Consider the following 17,241-nt stretch of genomic DNA (forward strand, 5'->3'; position numbering starts at 1 on the left):
GTGGAGGAGTCCGCCGAGGAGACCGAGCAGACCGGCGCCCGCCGCCGCAACCGCCGGCGCCGCGGCGGCGAGGACAACGCCCCCGCCGCCGAGCAGACGCGCGCCGAGGCGCCCGCCGCCCAGGCCGCCGCGCCCGCCGCGCCCGTCGAGGAGGCCGTGGACGAGGAGTCCGCCGAGGAAGCCGAGCAGGCCGACCGGGGCGACCAGGGCGAGGGCGACTACGAGGAGACCGGTTCCCGCCGCCGTCGCCGCCGGGGCGGCCGCCGTCGTCGTCGCGGCGAGTCCGGCGACGCCGACAGCGGCGAGCGCGACACCGACGCCGACCTGGCCGACGAGGCCGACACCGACGAGACCGCCGCCGAGCAGGCCGAGCAGGACGCCGAGGACACCGCGGAGCAGATCGCCGAGGACACCTCGGACGCCTCCGAGGACGTCGACGAGGACGAGCGCGAGGGTGACACCGAGCGCGAGCAGTCCGGCGGCTCCAGCAGCTCCCGCCGGCGCCGGCGCCGCCGTCGTCGCGCCGGCGACTCCTCCCCCGAGGCCGAGCCCTCGCAGGACGACCCCGAGCGCACCGTCGTGAAGGTCCGCGAGCCCCGCAAGAAGGACGAACGCTCCGGCCCCGGTGACGCTGCCGCCGACGAGGTGCAGTCCATCAAGGGCTCCACCCGCCTGGAGGCGAAGAAGCAGCGCCGCCGCGAGGGCCGCGAGCAGGGCCGCCGCCGCGTGCCGATCATCACCGAGGCCGAGTTCCTGGCCCGCCGTGAGGCCGTCGAGCGCGTGATGGTGGTCCGCCAGCACGGCGACCGCACCCAGATCGGCGTGCTCGAGGACAACATCCTCGTCGAGCACTACGTCAACAAGGAGCAGTCGACCTCCTACGTCGGCAACGTCTACCTCGGCAAGGTGCAGAACGTCCTGCCGTCGATGGAGGCCGCCTTCATCGACATCGGCAAGGGCCGCAACGCCGTGCTCTACGCCGGCGAGGTCAACTTCGAGGCGCTCGGCATGGCCCACGGGCCGCGCCGCATCGAGACGGCCCTGAAGTCCGGCCAGTCCGTGCTGGTCCAGGTCACCAAGGACCCGATCGGCCACAAGGGTGCCCGCCTGACCAGCCAGGTCTCGCTGCCCGGCCGCTACCTGGTCTACGTCCCCGAGGGGTCGATGACCGGTATCAGCCGCAAGCTGCCCGACACCGAGCGCGCCCGGCTGAAGACCATCCTCAAGAAGATCGTCCCCGAGGACGCCGGCGTCATCGTGCGCACCGCCGCCGAGGGCGCCAGCGAGGACGAGCTGCGCCGCGACGTCGAGCGTCTGCAGGGCCAGTGGGAGGAGATCCAGCAGAAGGCGAAGAAGGGCAACGCGCCGACGCTGCTCTACGGCGAGCCGGACATGACCGTCCGCGTCGTCCGCGACATCTTCAACGAGGACTTCACCAAGGTCGTCGTCAGCGGCGACGAGGCCTGGCAGACCATCCACGGCTACGTGGCCGGTGTCGCGCCGGACCTGGCGGAACGCCTGCAGCGGTGGACCTCCGAGGTCGACGTGTTCGCCACGTACCGGATCGACGAGCAGCTCGCCAAGGCGCTGGACCGCAAGGTCTGGCTGCCCAGCGGCGGTTCGCTGGTGATCGACCGGACCGAGGCGATGATCGTCGTCGACGTCAACACCGGCAAGTTCACCGGTCAGGGCGGCAACCTCGAGGAGACCGTCACCAGGAACAACCTGGAGGCGGCCGAGGAGATCGTCCGCCAGCTGCGGCTGCGCGACCTCGGCGGCATCATCGTCATCGACTTCATCGACATGGTGCTGGAGTCCAACCGGGACCTGGTGCTGCGGCGCCTCCTGGAGTGCCTGGGCCGGGACCGGACCAAGCACCAGGTCGCCGAGGTCACCTCGCTGGGCCTGGTGCAGATGACCCGCAAGCGGGTCGGCCAGGGCCTGCTGGAGTCCTTCTCCGAGACCTGCGTCCACTGCAACGGCCGTGGCCTGGTCGTCCACATGGAGCAGCCGACCGCCGTCGGCGGCGGTGGCAAGAAGAAGAAGCGCGGCGGTTCGCGTGACGGGCAGCAGGAGCAGCCCCACGAGCACGAGCCGTCCGAGCTGATCGCCGAGGCCCCCTCCGCGGAGGAGGAGGCCGAGCTCGAGCGCGAGGCGTCCACCGTCACGGAGTCCACCGAGGAGCCGGTCGAGCTGCCCGCGCCCGACTTCACGGCGGACGAGGAGCTGTACAGCTCCGTCGCCGAGGCGGAGGCCGCGGCCGGCCGCCGTGGTCGCCGCCGGACGAGCCGCCGGGCCACGTCGCCCGCCGGCGCTCCGCGCGCCGAGGAGACCGAGGCCCGGGAGACCCGCGAGCCGCGCGAGACCAAGGCGCAGGCGCGCAGCCGCCGCCGGGCCGAGCAGGCCGCCCAGGACGCCCGCGCCGAGGCCGCCGAGCAGGCCGAGCCGACCGCGCAGGACGTGACGGCCGCCGAGGAGGCCGCGCGTCCGGTGGTCGCCGAGCCCGCCGCCGAGGCACAGGCCGAGCCGGCCGCCGTGCAGGACCCGGTGGTCCCGTCCGGTGAGGCCGACCGGGCCGCCGAGCCGGAGGCCGAGGAGGCGCCCCGCCGTGGTCGCCGCCGCGCCACCCGCCGGGTCTCCGCGCCCGCCGGAGCGCCGGCCGCCGCCGAGGAGGCCGCGGTGACGGTGGTCGAGCAGGCCCCCGCCGCCGAGCCGCAGGCCGAGCCGGTCGCGGAGCCCGCCGCCGAGGCCGCCGAGCCGGTGACCGAGGCCGCGCCCCCGGCGCGTCCGCGTCGCCGCGCGGTCCGCAAGGCGACGGCGCCGACGGCGTCGGAGGAGGACGCCGTGGTGGTCCTCCCGGCCGCGGGCCAGGACGCCGCCGAGGCAGTGGAGGCCCCCGTGGCCGACGAGGCCGCGGAGACCGGTGCCGAGAGCGAGGCGGAGGCCAAGCCGGCCCGGAAGACCGCCAAGAAGGCCGCGGTGAAGAAGACGGCCGCCAAGAAGGCGCCGGCCAAGAAGGCCGCCGTCAAGAAGGCGACCACAGCGAAGACGACGGCTGCCAAGTCGACGGCCAAGAAGGCCACGACGAAGAAGGCCGCCGCCAAGAAGACGGCGAAGAAGACCGCTGCCGCCGAGCAGCAGTCGCCGTCCTCGGTGACCGCCTCCACGGAGGACTGATCACGGCGGCTCCGCCGCACCAGGAAGCCCGCCGGCTCCGCTCCCCGCCCGGGAGCGCAGCCGGCGGGCTTCCCGCTTCCCCGTAGCCGGACGCGAAGGCCTCGCGGTGTCCGACCGGGCGGGCCTCGCGGTGTCCGACCGTGCGGACCTCGTGGTGTCAGCGCTCCAGCAGGTCGAACAGCCGCTCCCACCGGTCGGTGATCGACTCGGGGGAGAAGCGCCGCACGTTCTCCCGTGCGCGCTCGCCCATCCGGTCGCGCAGCGCCGCGTCCGACAGGAGACGGTCCAGGTGGCGGGCCAGCTCAGGGACGTTGCCCGGGCGGGCCAGCAGGCCGTCCTCCTCGTCCCGCACGATCTCGCGGACACCCGGCGCGCAGTCGAAGGCGACGCACGGCACCGCGCAGGACATCGCCTCCAGCAGGGCCAGCGGGAAGCCCTCGCCGCGGGAGGACAGGATGAACACGGACGACCGCCGCAGCGCCCCGGCGACGTCCTCGGTCAGCCCCGCCCACTCCACCGAACCGTCCAGGCCCAGCGCCGAGCACTGCCGGCGCAGGGCCTCCTCGTCCGGCCCGGCCCCGTGGATCCGCAGCCGCCACCCGGGGTGCCGGGGGACGACCTCGGCCCAGGTGTCGAGCAGCATGTCGACGCCCTTCTCGTAACCCAGCCGCCCGATGGAGACGACCGTCCGGTCCGTGCGCGGCGAGGGCGCGGGAGAACGAAGCGGCGTGGGGTTCGGCATGAAGCCGACGTGGTTGAAGCCTTGCCCGATCCACCGGTCGGCGTCCTCGCGGGTGAGCAGCAGCAGCCGGTCGACGTCGCGGTAGTGCTCCTTGATCCGGGCGAAGCGGGAGGAGCCCCGTGAGGTGTCGAACGACTCGTGGCTCATGCCGATGACGGTGTGACCGGAGGTGTCCGCGAGGGCGACCCACTCCATCGCCCACACCTGGGTGACGATCACCGTGGCGCCGGGCCGGCGGGCGCGCAGGACGGCGGACAGCCGCCCGGCGGCCTCCCGCATCTCCTTCTCCCGCAGCGCCTCGTGACGCACCGCCGCCAGGTCCAGCCGTCGCAGGCCGCGGGTGCGCCGCGGCGCGGGCGGGCGTTCACGGTACAGCGTGAGGGTGTCGAAGGGCGGGTCCTCGCCCAGGCCGAAGGGCGCGCCGGGCGGCGCGACGCCGACCACGGTCACCCGGTGGCCGCGCTCGGCGAACAGCCGCGCCATGGAGGTCTGCCAGCGGCCCACACCGCCCAGCTCGTTGACCTCGTTGCCGACCAGGACGATGTCTCGCCTCACCGTGCCTCCTGCGGTCCGAAGAAGCGGTCGACGATCCGTGCGGCGGCGTCCCCCTGGTCGTACTCGCCGTACCGGGTCATGAACTCCTTGAGCCGCGCCTTGTACGCGGCCGGGCCCGCCGGGTCGTCCAGGCGGGAGAGGACCTCGAAGAGCTCGTCGGCCGTGCGCACCACCGGGCCCGGCGCCTCCTCGGACAGGTCGAAGTAGGTGCCGCGGCCCTGCGTGTACTCCTCCTCGTCGTAGGTGAAGAACACCATCGGCCGCTGCAGGAGCGAGTAGTCGAACATCACGGACGAGTAGTCGGTGACCAGGACGTCCGCCAGCAGCAGCACGGGGGTGATGTCGGGTTCCTGGCCGGCGTCGATCACCCGCCCGTGGACCGAGGGCGGCAGGGTGACGCTGTTGAGGTAGTGGGTGCGGACCAGCAGGGTGAGCCGGTCCCCGAACCGCCGTGCGAACTCCTCGACGTCGAAGGGGAACTCGAAGGAGCGCACCCCGCCGCCGTCCAGCGCCCGGAAGGTCGGCGCGTACAGCACCACCGGCAGGTCGCGGCGGACGCCCAGGCGCAGTGCCAGCTCCTCCGCCGCGCGGGAGGGCGCGCTGGACTCGCGGGCCCGCACCAGGGCGTCGTTGCGGGGGTAGCCGGTGCGCAGCAGTTTCTCGTCCGGGATCCGGAATGCCTGGGCGAGGGTGACCTCGTCGTGCCGCCCGCGGACCACGAAGTGGTCGAAGCGGTCCACGGCCCGCTGGTAGAGCCGCCGTTCGGCCTCCGGCATGGTCCGCAGCTGCGGGGCGTCGAAGCCCATCCGCTTGAGCGCGGAGCCGTGCCAGGTCTGGATGTACGTCGTCTCCGGGCGCTTGGCCAGTTTCAGCGGGAAGCCCTGGTTGTCGATCCAGAACTCCGCCTGGGCGAGCTCCCGCATGTACCGCCAGGACCAGCGGCGCACCAGCTCCGCGTCGGCCGGGAAGCCCTTGGGCGATCCCTGGTACGCCCAGACGGCCCGCACCGGCACGCCCCGGCGGCGCAGCTCCTCGTGGATCGCGCGCGGGCTGTCGCCGTACTGCTTGCCGAGGTGGCTCTCGAAGACGACCGTGCCCCGGCGGACCGGCAGCACGCGGATCATCCGGTGGTACGCGTCGATCTTGCGGCGGCCGGAGCGCAGTTCCTCGCGCAGGGCCAGGGCGCCGCGCAGCGCCCTCTTGGTGAGCCGGGCGGGCGGGCTCTGCATGTGGTGGCGCAGCAGGCCGGAGGTGCGCCGGGGGAGCGTGCCGTGCTGGACCAGGTGGAAGGCCAGGTGACCGTGGGAGGAGACCCGCGGTCGGAGGCGGTCGGCCGCCAGCCGGCTCAGCAGCGGCCGCACCCGGACGGTGCCGTCCTCCTCGGCGCCGAGGTCGGTGCGGCCCGCGGTGAGGCGGGTGGTGGTGCGCTCGCCGTCCACGGTGAGGTGCATCCGCACGTCCCACACGTCGTCCAGGACGCCCACCGGCCGCAGCTTGCGGGCCAGCGGCACGTCCGCCTCCCAGGTGATGGAACGGCCCCGGTGGCGCACCGAGCGCACCGGGAAGCGGAAGGAGCGCAGGCTGCGGCGCCGGGCCCGGAACTCCAGCTCCGCCGCGAGACGGGCGTCCGGCGCGACCGCGCCCAGCGGGTTGACGACCTCGCCCGACAGGGTGACGCCCTCGGGCGACTCGCGGTAGCCGGTGAGCGCGTTGCGCAGGTACAGGCGGGAGACCGGCTTGTCGTGGAGGTCGAGGTCGGTGACGTCGAGGACGGCGCGGCCCAGCGGGTCGTCGAGGTGCTCCTCGCACCAGTAGATCCGGCCGTCGCGCTCGACGAGCGGGCTGGACACCTTGTTCCTGTTGATCAGGGTGTCGACGGCCGGCATCAGGTGCTCCCAGTCCTCCCGCAGCAGGAGGTAGGCGCACAGCCGGTGGACGGGCGACAGCCCCTCGTAGGCCTCCTCGGGGAACTCGCGGAGGTAGCCGTCGGCCATCTCGGCGAAGCGGCGCCGGTAGTCGTCGTCCAGGAAGGGGAGCTCGCGCAGGTAGAGGACGAGGTCGTGCTTGAGGAACTTGCGGTCCTTGTGCAGCCGCAGCTCGTCGTGGCCCTCGGCGGCGAGGATCCGGTCGATCCGGCGGTGGATCTCCAGCCGGTCGGCGAAGTTGTTGATCTCGTGCCGCCGGTTGCTGATCGACTTGGCCTCGGCCTTCCGCACCACGTTCCAGTGGTAGACCGTGTTGGGGATCAGCGTGATGCGGGAGGCGGCCAGGTAGGCGCGGGCCGAGAAGAGCAGGTCCTCGTAGTGGATGCCGCGGGGGAAGGTCAGCCCCTCGGCCAGCAGCCACGCGCGGCGGTAGCACTTGTTGGTCGACAGGGTGTCGTAAACCAGCAGGTCGGGGAGCTCGGCGATCGAGTCCAGGGTGCGGGTCCTGCGGTAGAGCCACGGGTACCAGGGGGCGGTGGTGCCCCACCTGCTGTCCACGTGCACCCGCAGGCAGAGCCCGGAGACCAGGTCGGCGCCGGTGCTCTCGGCGGCCTCCAGCATGTTGCGGCAGGCGTTCGGCTCCAGGGTGTCGTCGCTGTCCAGGAACATCACGTAGCGGCCGCGGCTCGCCGCGACGCCCTGGTTGCGCGGCTCCCCGCAGCCGCCGCTGTTCTCCGGCAGCCGCAGCGCCCGCACCCGGTCCGACGCGGCCGCCAGCCGCCGGGCCACCTCGAAGGACCCGTCGGTGGAGCAGTCGTCGGCGATGACCACCTCGACGTTGCGCAGGGTCTGCTCCAGCACGGAGCGCACCGCGTCCGGCAGACGCCGCTCGTCGTTGTAGACGATGACCACGACGCTGATGTCGGGCACGTCCTGGTGCTGACTCTCGTCGTGCTGGGCGGACACCGGCGGCACCTCCGTGGATGGGCGGGGCAGGGCGGCCAGGGACAATCGGGGTGTTTTCCCATATAACCCGCAGTGCCACCGGCTCGCGAGTCCACCGCCGCGGCGCACCCGGCTCGCTTCCGCCGGGGCGATGGGGGAGTCTGGACGCCGGTCGACACCCAGGAGGTACACCCATGAGCTGGCTGGTCACAGGCGGTGCCGGGTACATCGGCGCCCACGTGGTGCGCGCCATGACCGAGGGCGGGGAGGACGTCGTGGTGTTCGACGACCTGTCCACCGGCTTCGCGGAGCGGGTGTCCGCCGGAGTGCCCCTGGTGACGGGCAGCGTCCTGGACGGTCCGCTGCTGGAGCGGACGATGCGCGAGCACCGGGTCACCGGGGTGGTGCACATCGCGGCCAAGAAGCAGGTGGCGGAGTCCGTGGAGCAGCCGCTCCGCTACTACCGGGAGAACGTCACCGGGCTGCAGACGCTGCTGGAGGCGATGACGGCCACCGGTGTGAACAGCATCGTCTTCTCCTCGTCCGCCGCCGTGTACGGGATGCCCGACGTGGACCTGGTCACCGAGGACACCCCCTGCGCCCCCATCAACCCCTACGGCGCCACCAAGCTCACCGGTGAGTGGCTGATCGCCGCCGCCTCCCGGGCGTACGGCATCCGGTCGGCGGCCATGCGCTACTTCAACGTGGCCGGCGCCGCCGCCCCCGAACTCGCCGACGTCGGTACGAGCAACATCGTTCCCATGGTCTTCGGCCGCGTCGAGGCCGGGCAGGCGCCCGTGGTCTTCGGCGACGACTACGCCACTCCGGACGGCACCTGCGTGCGGGACTACATCCACGTCCTGGACATCGCCTCCGCGCACCTGGCCGCCGCGAGGCGCCTGGCCGGCGCCGAGGAGGGCACCGCGCTGGTCCTGAACATCGGGCGGGGCGAGGGCAGCTCGGTCCGCGAGATGATCGACCGCATCCTGAAGGTCACCGGCAACGAGCACCTGACGCCCGAGGTCGGCCCGCGCCGCCCCGGCGACCCCGCGAGCGTGGTCGCCTCCGCCGAGCGGATCGCGGCCGAACTCGGCTGGTCCGCCCGTCACGACTTGGACGACATGATCCGCTCCGCCTGGGACGGGTGGCGTCACCTGCACGCCTGACGGCGTGCACGCCTGGCGGCGGCCGGTCGGGGCGGGTCGGGGCCGGTTTGACCCCCCAGCCCCGGTCACCGTAACCTTGACCCTCGGCGTGTCCATCGACACGCCACATCCCCGTAAACCTCATTCCTCCCGGCCGGCCGCAGGCCTCGTGCCGCGCCCCGGGAGAGGCCGGTCCCTTGTCACAGGGAGGCTGGACTGCGGGGGTGCCGTTTCCGAAAGAGAGTGAGATCCGCGTGTACGCCATCGTGCGCAGCGGTGGTCGCCAGCACAAGGTTGCTGTGGGCGACATCGTTGAGGTTGACAAGATTTCCACTGCCAAGGTTGGCGACACGGTCGAGCTCTCGACCCTGCTCGTTGTCGACGGCGACTCCGTCACCAGCGACCCGTGGGTCCTGGACGGCATCAAGGTCCAGGCCGAGATCGTGGACCACCACAAGGGCCAGAAGATCGACATTCTGCGCTACAAGAACAAGACGGGCTACCGTCGTCGGCAGGGCCACCGCCAGCAGTACACGGCGATCAAGGTCACGTCGATCCCCACGGCTGCGAAGTAAGGGACTGAGGAGACATGGCACACAAGAAGGGCGCATCGTCCACCCGGAACGGTCGCGACTCCAACGCTCAGCGGCTCGGTGTGAAGCGCTTCGGCGGTCAGACCGTCAACGCCGGTGAGATCCTGGTCCGCCAGCGCGGCACCCACTTCCACCCGGGTGCGGGCGTCGGCCGCGGCGGCGACGACACGCTGTTCGCCCTCGAGGCCGGTGCGGTGCAGTTCGGCACCCACCGTGGCCGCAAGGTCGTGAACATCGTTCCGGTCGCCTGAGCAGGCTGACCGAACTCATTCGCGAGGCGGACCTCACTTCCCTCCGGGGAAGTGGGTCCGCCTTTCGCGTGTTGTGTGACACGCGAGCACTTGTTTGACCCAAGACTTGACCGTACTGGAGGCACCTGACCATGACCACCTTCGTGGACCGCGTCGAACTGCACGTCGCCGCGGGTAACGGGGGCCACGGCTGTGCCTCCGTGCACCGGGAGAAGTTCAAGCCCCTGGGCGGCCCGGACGGCGGCAACGGCGGCCGTGGCGGCGACGTGATCCTGGTCGTCGACCAGTCGGTGACGACGCTGCTCGACTACCACCACTCCCCGCACCGCAAGGCCACCAACGGCAAGCCCGGCGAGGGCGGCAACCGCGCCGGCAAGGAGGGCGAGGACCTGGTCCTGGCCGTCCCGGACGGCACCGTGGTGCTCGACAAGCAGGGCAACGTGCTGGCCGACCTGGTCGGCGAGGGCACGTCCTTCGTCGCCGCCCAGGGCGGCCGCGGCGGCCTCGGCAACGCGGCGCTGGCCTCGGCCCGCCGCAAGGCCCCCGGCTTCGCGCTGCTGGGCGAGCCGGGCGACGCCGGGGACGTCGTCCTGGAGCTCAAGACCGTCGCCGACGTGGCGCTGGTGGGCTACCCGAGCGCCGGCAAGTCCTCGCTGATCTCGGTGATGAGCGCCGCCAAGCCGAAGATCGCCGACTACCCCTTCACCACCCTGGTCCCCAACCTGGGCGTGGTGACGGCCGGCTCGACCGTCTACACCGTCGCCGACGTCCCCGGCCTCATCCCGGGCGCCAGCCAGGGCAAGGGCCTGGGCCTGGAGTTCCTGCGCCACGTCGAGCGCTGCAGCGTGCTGGTGCACGTGCTGGACACCGCCACCCTGGAGTCCGACCGCGACCCGGTCTCCGACCTCGACGTCATCGAGGAGGAGCTCCGCAGCTACGGCGCCGGCCTGGACAAGCGCCCCCGGCTGGTCGTCCTCAACAAGATCGACGTGCCGGACGGCCGCGACCTCGCCGAGATGGTCCGCCCCGACCTGGAGGAGCGCGGCTACCGCGTCTTCGAGGTGTCCGCGGTGGCCCGCACGGGGCTCAAGGAGCTCTCCTTCGCCCTGGCCGAACTGGTGGCCAAGCACCGCGCCCGCAAGCCCAAGGACGAGGCGACCCGCATCGTCATCCGGCCCAAGGCGGTGGACGACAGCGGCTTCACCGTCACCCGTGAGGAGGACGGCCTGTACCGCGTCCGCGGCGAGAAGCCGGAGCGCTGGGTGCGGCAGACGGACTTCAACAACGACGAGGCCGTGGGCTTCCTGGCCGACCGCCTCAACCGTCTGGGCGTCGAGGCGGCCCTGATGAAGGCGGGCGCCCGGGCGGGCGACGGCGTCGCCATCGGCCCCGAGGACAACGCCGTGGTCTTCGACTGGGAGCCGACGGTCACCGCCGGCGCCGAGATGCTCGGCCGCCGCGGCGAGGACCATCGCTTCGAGGAGCCCCGCCCCGCCGCCCAGCGCCGCCGCGACCGCCAGGCGGAGCGCGACGACGCCACTCAGGAGTTCGAGGACTTCAAGCCTTTCTAGTCCTTCCGACCCGCCGAATTCCGGCCGGATCCTCCCTGCTCAGCGGGGAGATCCGGCCGGATCTGTTTTTGACACACCTGTTCGCCGCTTAGCGCATATGGGTCGAGAATCGAAAGAATGTATTCCGCTTGTGCGTCCTGGTGCGCAGGCGGAATGCGTGTGAGCAGGTTGTTTGCGGGAAACGAAACCACGAAGGCAGTGTGGTACCAAGTGGTGGGGGATCACCCGATCTCCCGAGCCCGGACCGCTGATGCCAAGGATGGAATCTCCCGTGTCGCAGCGCATAACCGTTCCTCGCACGACCGCAGTGATCCTCGCCGGCGGAACCGGGCAGCGGGTCGGGCTGCAGATTCCCAAGCAGCTCATCAAGATCGCCGGAAAGGCGGTCATCGAGCACACCCTGCACACGTTCGAGCAGACCGATTCCATCGACGACGTGGTGGTCCTGATGGCGCCCGGCTACGTGCCGGACGTCGAGCGGATCGTGGAGCGCGCAGGGTTCACCAAGGTGCGGCGGATCGTCGAGGGCGGCGGCACCCGCAACGAGACCACCCGGCGCGCCATCGAGGTGCTCGGCGAGGGTCTCGCCGACGGGGAGGACCTCGACGTCCTCTTCCACGACGCGGTGCGCCCGCTGCTCGGCCGGCGGGTCATCGACGAGTGCGTGCGCGCGCTGGAGCGCTACCAGGCGGTGGACGTGGCGATCCCGTCGGCGGACACCATCATCGTCACCCGCACCCACGGGGAGGACGGGGAGTTCATCACCGAGATCCCCGACCGCTCCCGGCTGCGCCGCGGCCAGACGCCCCAGGCGTTCAAGCTCTCGACGATCCGTCACGCCTACGAGATCGCCGCCCAGGACCCCCACTTCCAGGCAACCGACGACTGCTCGGTGGTCCTCAAGTACCTGCCCGACGTCCCGATCCACGTGGTCGCAGGCGACGAGTACAACATGAAGGTCACCCAGCCGGTGGACGTCTTCATCGCCGACAAGCTCTTCCAGCTGGCCTCCACGGCGGCCCCCGAGCCCCGCGGCGAGGAGTGCTACCGCGAGCTGCTCACCGGCCGCACGGTGGTGGTCTTCGGCGGCTCCTACGGCATCGGCAAGGACGTCGCGGACCTCGCCGCGGGGTACGGCGCCTCGGTGTACGCGCTGAGCCGCTCCACCACCGGCACGCACGTGGAGAACGCCGAGGACGTCGAGAAGGCGCTCAGCAAGGCGTACGCGGAGAGCGGCCGGATCGACTACGTCATCAACACCGCCGGCGTGCTGCGCATCGGCAGGCTCGACGAGACGGACAACGACACCATCCTGGAGGCCCTGCGGGTCAACTACCTGGCTCCCGTGCAGATCGCCCGCTCGGCGTACCGGTACCTCGCCGCGACCAAGGGCCAGCTGCTGCTCTACACCTCCAGCAGCTACACCCGGGGCCGCGCCGACTACAGCCTCTACTCCTCCACCAAGGCGGCGGTCGTCAACCTCACCCAGGCGCTGGCCGACGAGTGGGCCGCCGACGGGGTGCGGGTCAACTGCGTCAACCCCGAGCGCACGGCGACACCCATGCGGACGAAGGCCTTCGGCCAGGAGCCGGTGGACTCGCTCCTCTCCTCCCGGGCGGTCGCCCGCACCTCCCTGGACGTGCTGCTCTCCGACCTCACCGGTCATGTCATCGACGTGCGGCAGCAGGATCCGACGGCGGTCGCCGGCCAGGCGTCCGGATTCGAGCAGGCGCTCGCTACTGTTCTTGACCGGCACGACGGCGTGGCATAATCGGCCGCAATTGCCAGAAATCGTTCAGGCCTCTGTGGCTGCATCGAGAGGTGCGACGGCAGGGGCCTGATCACCTGAACAGCTGAATACCGCACGAGTCGCACCAATCGGGAAAACGCACGGTCTTTTCCGGAACTGTCGGAGTTATGCGCCCACCGTTCACGCACCAAGCCGGCACCTCTCCAGGAGCAAGGTCAGACGTGATATCGACAGCCGTTCGCGCCGCCCGGGTGGGCAGCGTGGGGGAACTGGTCGCCGCCGCCGCCCTCATCGTGGTGGGCTTTCCCGCCCTGATGATCGCCGCGCTGCTGCCGAACATCCCCCTGTTCTCCGTCGCCGCCGCCGTGACCTACGGGGCCGACCACTACCTGCACCGCCGCAACAGCTACCTGGTCAACCGGCTCAGCATGGTGCGGGCGGGCCTGGCCATCCGCTTCCTGGTACGCCAGCTCATCCTGGTCCTGCTGCTGGCCCGGCTGGGGCTGGCGTACGGGGTGTTCTTCTACGCCCTGGTCGCCTGCTTCATCAGCTTCTACGGGCTGCAGGCGGTGCACGGCGCGCTGGTGGCGCTGATCAGGATCCGGCGCACGCTGCCGGTGGCCACCCGGAACATCGCCCTGGCGACGGCCGTCCGGATACCGGACGCCCCCTCGCGGCGCCTGCTGCACCGTTCCGGCGAGAAGATGCTCCACCTCGACCTGCCGGTCTTCGTGGGCGGCCTGCTCTCCGCCTTCCTCGGCCAGGGCCTGTGGGGCGGTCTCGGCATCGTCGCCACCCTCGGCCTGGGCGGGCTCTACACCGTGGTCCTGCTGCCGTACCTGGTCGGACCGCGCCGTGCCCCCTCGGCCGAGTCGGTGCTCGAGGCGATGGAGACCTGGCTGCGCGCCTACCGGCCGGAGACGGTCCTGTACTTCTCCGGGGCCAAGGAGTCGGCCTACCAGGTCAACATGTGGCTGGAGACCATGGAGCGGCTGGACACCCGGCCGCTGATCATCCTGCGGGAGCGGGTCGTGCTGGAGCGGCTCGCGCCCACCACCGTCCCGGTGGTCTGCGTGCCCGGCGGCGTCCACCTGATGAACCTCGACCTGTCCACGGTCCGGGTGGCGCTGTACGCGGCCAACGTCGGCAAGAACATCCACCTGCTGCGGGTGCCGACCATGAAGCATGCCTTCATCGGCCACGGCGACAGCGACAAGGTCGCCAGCGTCAACCCGTACAGCAAGGTCTACGACGAGGTGTGGACGGCCGGCCGGGCCGGGCGCGACCGGTGGGCCGTGGTGGACGTCGGGGTCCGTGACGAGGACGTCGTCGAGGTCGGCCGCCCGCAGCTGGCCCCCATCCGGGCCGGCCGCCGGGAGCGGACCGGGGTGCCGACGGTGCTCTACGCGCCCACCTGGGAGGGCTGGGACGACGCCCCCGGCAACACCTCGCTGATGGCGGCCGGCGAGAACATCGTCCGCCGGCTGCTGGCGGCGGACCGGCCGGTGCGGGTGCTGTACAAGCCGCACCCCTTCACCGGCACCCGCAGCCCCAAGGCCCGGGAGGCCCACGAGCGGCTCACCGCGCTGGTGGAGCAGGCGGCCGCCGCGCGGGCGCTGGACCCCGGCTTCGTCCGGGACGAGGCGGCGGTGGAGGCGGCGCGCGAGGAGCTGGCCCGGACCGAGGCGCGGCTCGCCGAGCTCGCCGGCGGCGGGACCGGCGGCGACGAGGCGGTGGCCACCCGGGACGGGGTGGCCGACCTCACGGTCTACGACGAGATCGCCCGGCTCCGCGAGCGGTGGAACGACGCGTACTGGCGCTCCTTCCCCGAGTGGGAGCACCGGGTGATCACCGGACCCGAGCCGCTGCTGTACGACTGTTTCAACGTCTCCGACGCGATGGTCTCCGACATCTCCAGCGTGGTCTCCGACTTCATCGCCAGCGGCAAGCCGTACGCGGTGGTGGACTCCGCCGCGCTGGGGGCCGAGGAGTTCGTCCGGCAGAACACCGCGGTCCGCGCGGCGGTGATCCTGTCCAACGAGGCGACGGAGCTGGAGGAGCTGCTGGCGGCGGTACGGGACCCGGCGGCGGACGTCCTCGCCGGGGCGCGGCGTGAGCTCAAGGAGTACCTGCTGGGGGCGGACGAGCCGCCGTCCCTGGTCCGGTTCAACGCGGCCGTCGCCGCCCTGGCCCTCAAGGCCGAGGCCCGCAACCTCGGCCAGGCCCGCGCCGGCGCCCCCGCCGAGGTCCCCAGTCACTGACCCCGGGACGGACGACCCCGCGCCGCCCCCGGGCGACGGGGGGCGTCCCGGAGAGGCCGCACGCTCGCGAAGACACTCCCGAAAGGCTGAGGACGGCCGCCCTCCGACCTAATGTGACAGCGCTGTTATATTAGCGCTGTGACATCTTCGGACCCCACCACGCGACCGGACCCCTGGCACTCCCTGCACCAGCTCCTGGCGGCCATGGACGCCGAGATCGAGCAGGTCTACGTGGAGCGCGGCATCGAGGGCGTGCGGCCGCGGTTCGCCTATCCGCTGATCCGGCTCGCCCACACCGGACCTCTGACCATCCGCGAGCTCGCGCGGTCGCTGGACCGTTCACACTCCGCGATCAGCCAGACCGTCGCGGCGATGCGCAAGGAGGGTCTCGTCACCTCCGAGCCCGGGCCCGACGCCCGTACCCGGCGGATCGACCTGACCGAGCGCGGCCGCTCCCTGGTGCCGTTCCTGGAGGCGGAGTGGCGCGCCACCCACGCCACGGTCGCCGAGCTGGACGGCGAGGTCCCGTACGCGATGACCGCCGTCGTCGAGGAGGTGCGGAGGGCGCTGGAGCGCCGGTCGATGCGGCGGCGGATCCTCCACCACCTCGACGAGCCCTCGCCGTGAGGCGGCGTGTCCGCCTCCGGTTCCTCGACACCCGTCCGCTGCGCGGCAGCCGGCCGTTCCGCGACCTGTGGATCGGCACCTCCGCCTCCCAGCTCGGCGGGCACACGGCCAACGTGGCGGTCCTGGCCCAGGTCTGGGACCTGACCGGCAGCCCGGTGGCCACCGGCGCCATCGGGCTGGCCACCGGCCTGCCGATGGTGCTGTTCGGGCTGATCGGCGGCACGGTGGCCGACACCTTCGACCGCCGCACGGTGGTGCGGGCCACCACCGCGGGTCAGCTGCTGGCCGCCGTCGGGCTGTGCGTCCAGGCCGCGGCGGACAACCGGAGCGTGCCGGTGCTGCTCGCCCTGGTGGCCGTGGGGGCGAGCTGCGGCGCCCTCGGCGCTCCCGCCCGGCGCACCTTCCCGGTCCGGCTGCTGCCGGACGACCAGGTCGCGGCCGGCCTCGCGCTGACCAACGTCTCGTTCCAGGCGGCGATGATGACCGGCCCCGCGGCGGCCGGGCTGGTCATCGCCCACGGGGGCTACGCCGCCGCCTACGCGGTCCAGGCCGTGGCCGTGGCGGTCTCGGTGCTGGCGCTGCTCCGCCTGCCCGCCATGCCGCCCGCAGGGGCCGGGACGGGAGGCGGCAGGCGCCGACCGGAGCGTGGCGGGTGGCGGATCGTGCTGCGCCGCCCGACGCTGTGGGGCTCGATGGCCACCGATCTGTCCGCGACGCTGCTCGCCATGCCCATCGCGCTCTTCCCGCTGGTCAACGAGATCCGCTACGGGGGCCACCCGCAGACCCTCGGCCTGTTCCTCTCGGCCGTCGCGGTCGGGGGGATCACGGCCGGTCTGCTCTCCGGCACGGTCACGCGCCGCCGCCGGGCCGGCCTGGTCCAGCTGTCCGCGGCGACGGTCTGGAGCCTGGCGCTCGCCGGGTTCGGCCTGGCGGGACCTCTGTGGGCGGCCCTCGGATGCCTGGCCGTGGCGGGCGCCGCCGACACCGTGTCCGTGGTCACCCGCGGCGCCCTGGTCCAACGGGAGACCCCGGACGCCTTCCGGGGGAGGGTCTCCTCGGTGGAGCACGTCATCGGCGTCGCGGGCCCGGAACTCGGCAACCTCCGCGGCGGCGTGCTGGCCTCGGCCACGTCCGCGTCGTTCTCCCTGGTCCTCGGCGGGCTCTCCGCAGCCCTGGCGATCGCCGCCGTCTGGGCGGTCAACGCACCCCTGCGCGGCTACCGCACGCCGTCCGGCGCCACCGCGGCTGAGCAGGCCGCCCCCGCGGGCGGCGGAGCGGCGACGGCCGCCGAGCAGGTGCACTGACTCCGGCCGCCTCGATGCCGCCGCGCCGCCGTGGCCCTCCATGCCGCCGTCCGTAGCGCTGCCGTCGTGCGCCTCCGTGCCGCCGTCCGTAGCGCTGCCGTCGTGCGCCTCCGTGCCGCCGTCCGTAGCGCTGCCGCCGTGCGCCTCCGTGCCGCCGTCCGTAGCGCTGCCGTCGTGCGCCTCGATGCCGTCGTCCGCCGGGGTGCCGTGCGCCTCGACGCCGCCTTCCGCCGCGTCCTCGTCGCCGTCCGGCCGTGGTGCCGCCGCCGGCCGCGCGTCGCCGTCGTCCGGCCGGTGACGCGGTGACCCACCGGGTCCCGGCGGGGGTGGACATGGCACCGCCCGGGTGCCGCGTCCGGGACGGGACGGGCACCCGGGCGGGCCGGGGCGGGGAC

At 72.6% G+C, this 17,241-nt stretch carries 11 protein-coding genes; 9 read left to right on the forward strand and 2 right to left on the reverse strand.

Going from position 1 to position 17,241, the window contains the following annotated elements; genetic code table 11:
• On the forward strand, window positions 1-3,177 hold a 3,177-nt coding region (locus ACOV8S_RS20230; RefSeq protein WP_448319192.1), incomplete at its 5' end, for an Rne/Rng family ribonuclease.
• Between the two features lie 157 nt (window positions 3,178-3,334).
• On the opposite strand, the gene ACOV8S_RS20235 is transcribed toward ACOV8S_RS20230, so the two are convergent.
• Together ACOV8S_RS20235 and ACOV8S_RS20240 are read right to left on the reverse strand one after the other, a co-directional pair.
• Window positions 3,335-4,474, reverse strand: a complete 1,140-nt coding sequence (locus tag ACOV8S_RS20235; RefSeq protein WP_448319193.1) for a glycosyltransferase family 4 protein — start codon at window positions 4,472-4,474, stop codon at window positions 3,335-3,337.
• Window positions 4,471-7,365 (reverse strand): bifunctional glycosyltransferase/CDP-glycerol:glycerophosphate glycerophosphotransferase, encoded by a 2,895-nt coding sequence (locus ACOV8S_RS20240; protein WP_448319194.1) that lies wholly within the window; start codon window positions 7,363-7,365, stop codon window positions 4,471-4,473. The genes ACOV8S_RS20235 and ACOV8S_RS20240 overlap by 4 nt, the downstream gene beginning before the upstream one ends.
• A 173-nt stretch (window positions 7,366-7,538) precedes the next feature.
• On the opposite strand from ACOV8S_RS20240, the gene galE reads away from it, so the two are divergent.
• The 8 genes from galE to ACOV8S_RS20280 all read left to right on the forward strand — a co-directional run bounded on the left by galE (window position 7,539) and on the right by ACOV8S_RS20280 (window position 16,846).
• Window positions 7,539-8,510: a UDP-glucose 4-epimerase GalE gene (gene galE, locus ACOV8S_RS20245; RefSeq protein ID WP_448319195.1), complete on the forward strand. Its 972-nt coding sequence runs from the start codon at window positions 7,539-7,541 to the stop codon at window positions 8,508-8,510.
• Between the two features lie 233 nt (window positions 8,511-8,743).
• On the forward strand, window positions 8,744-9,064 hold the full coding sequence (gene rplU / locus ACOV8S_RS20250) for a 50S ribosomal protein L21 (RefSeq protein WP_351114485.1): 321 nt from the start codon (window positions 8,744-8,746) through the stop codon (window positions 9,062-9,064).
• Window positions 9,065-9,078: 14 nt separating this feature from the next.
• Window positions 9,079-9,333: a 50S ribosomal protein L27 gene (gene rpmA, locus ACOV8S_RS20255; protein ID WP_108955339.1), complete on the forward strand. Its 255-nt coding sequence runs from the start codon at window positions 9,079-9,081 to the stop codon at window positions 9,331-9,333.
• A gap of 131 nt (window positions 9,334-9,464) precedes the next feature.
• Window positions 9,465-10,904: a GTPase ObgE gene (gene obgE / locus ACOV8S_RS20260; protein WP_448319196.1), complete on the forward strand. Its 1,440-nt coding sequence runs from the start codon at window positions 9,465-9,467 to the stop codon at window positions 10,902-10,904.
• Window positions 10,905-11,175: 271 nt separating this feature from the next.
• Window positions 11,176-12,675, forward strand: coding sequence for an SDR family NAD(P)-dependent oxidoreductase (locus tag ACOV8S_RS20265; protein WP_448319197.1), 1,500 nt, complete (start codon window positions 11,176-11,178; stop codon window positions 12,673-12,675).
• Between the two features lie 200 nt (window positions 12,676-12,875).
• On the forward strand, window positions 12,876-14,915 hold the full coding sequence (locus ACOV8S_RS20270; RefSeq protein WP_448319198.1) for a hypothetical protein: 2,040 nt from the start codon (window positions 12,876-12,878) through the stop codon (window positions 14,913-14,915).
• Between the two features lie 138 nt (window positions 14,916-15,053).
• Window positions 15,054-15,542: a MarR family winged helix-turn-helix transcriptional regulator gene (locus tag ACOV8S_RS20275; protein ID WP_448319199.1), complete on the forward strand. Its 489-nt coding sequence runs from the start codon at window positions 15,054-15,056 to the stop codon at window positions 15,540-15,542.
• On the forward strand, window positions 15,539-16,846 hold the full coding sequence (locus tag ACOV8S_RS20280) for an MFS transporter (RefSeq protein WP_448319200.1): 1,308 nt from the start codon (window positions 15,539-15,541) through the stop codon (window positions 16,844-16,846). Before ACOV8S_RS20275 ends, ACOV8S_RS20280 begins: the two co-directional genes overlap by 4 nt.
• Window positions 16,847-17,241: the final 395 nt, after the last annotated feature.

The sequence above is a fragment of the Streptomyces sp. CO7 genome (assembly GCF_053474865.1).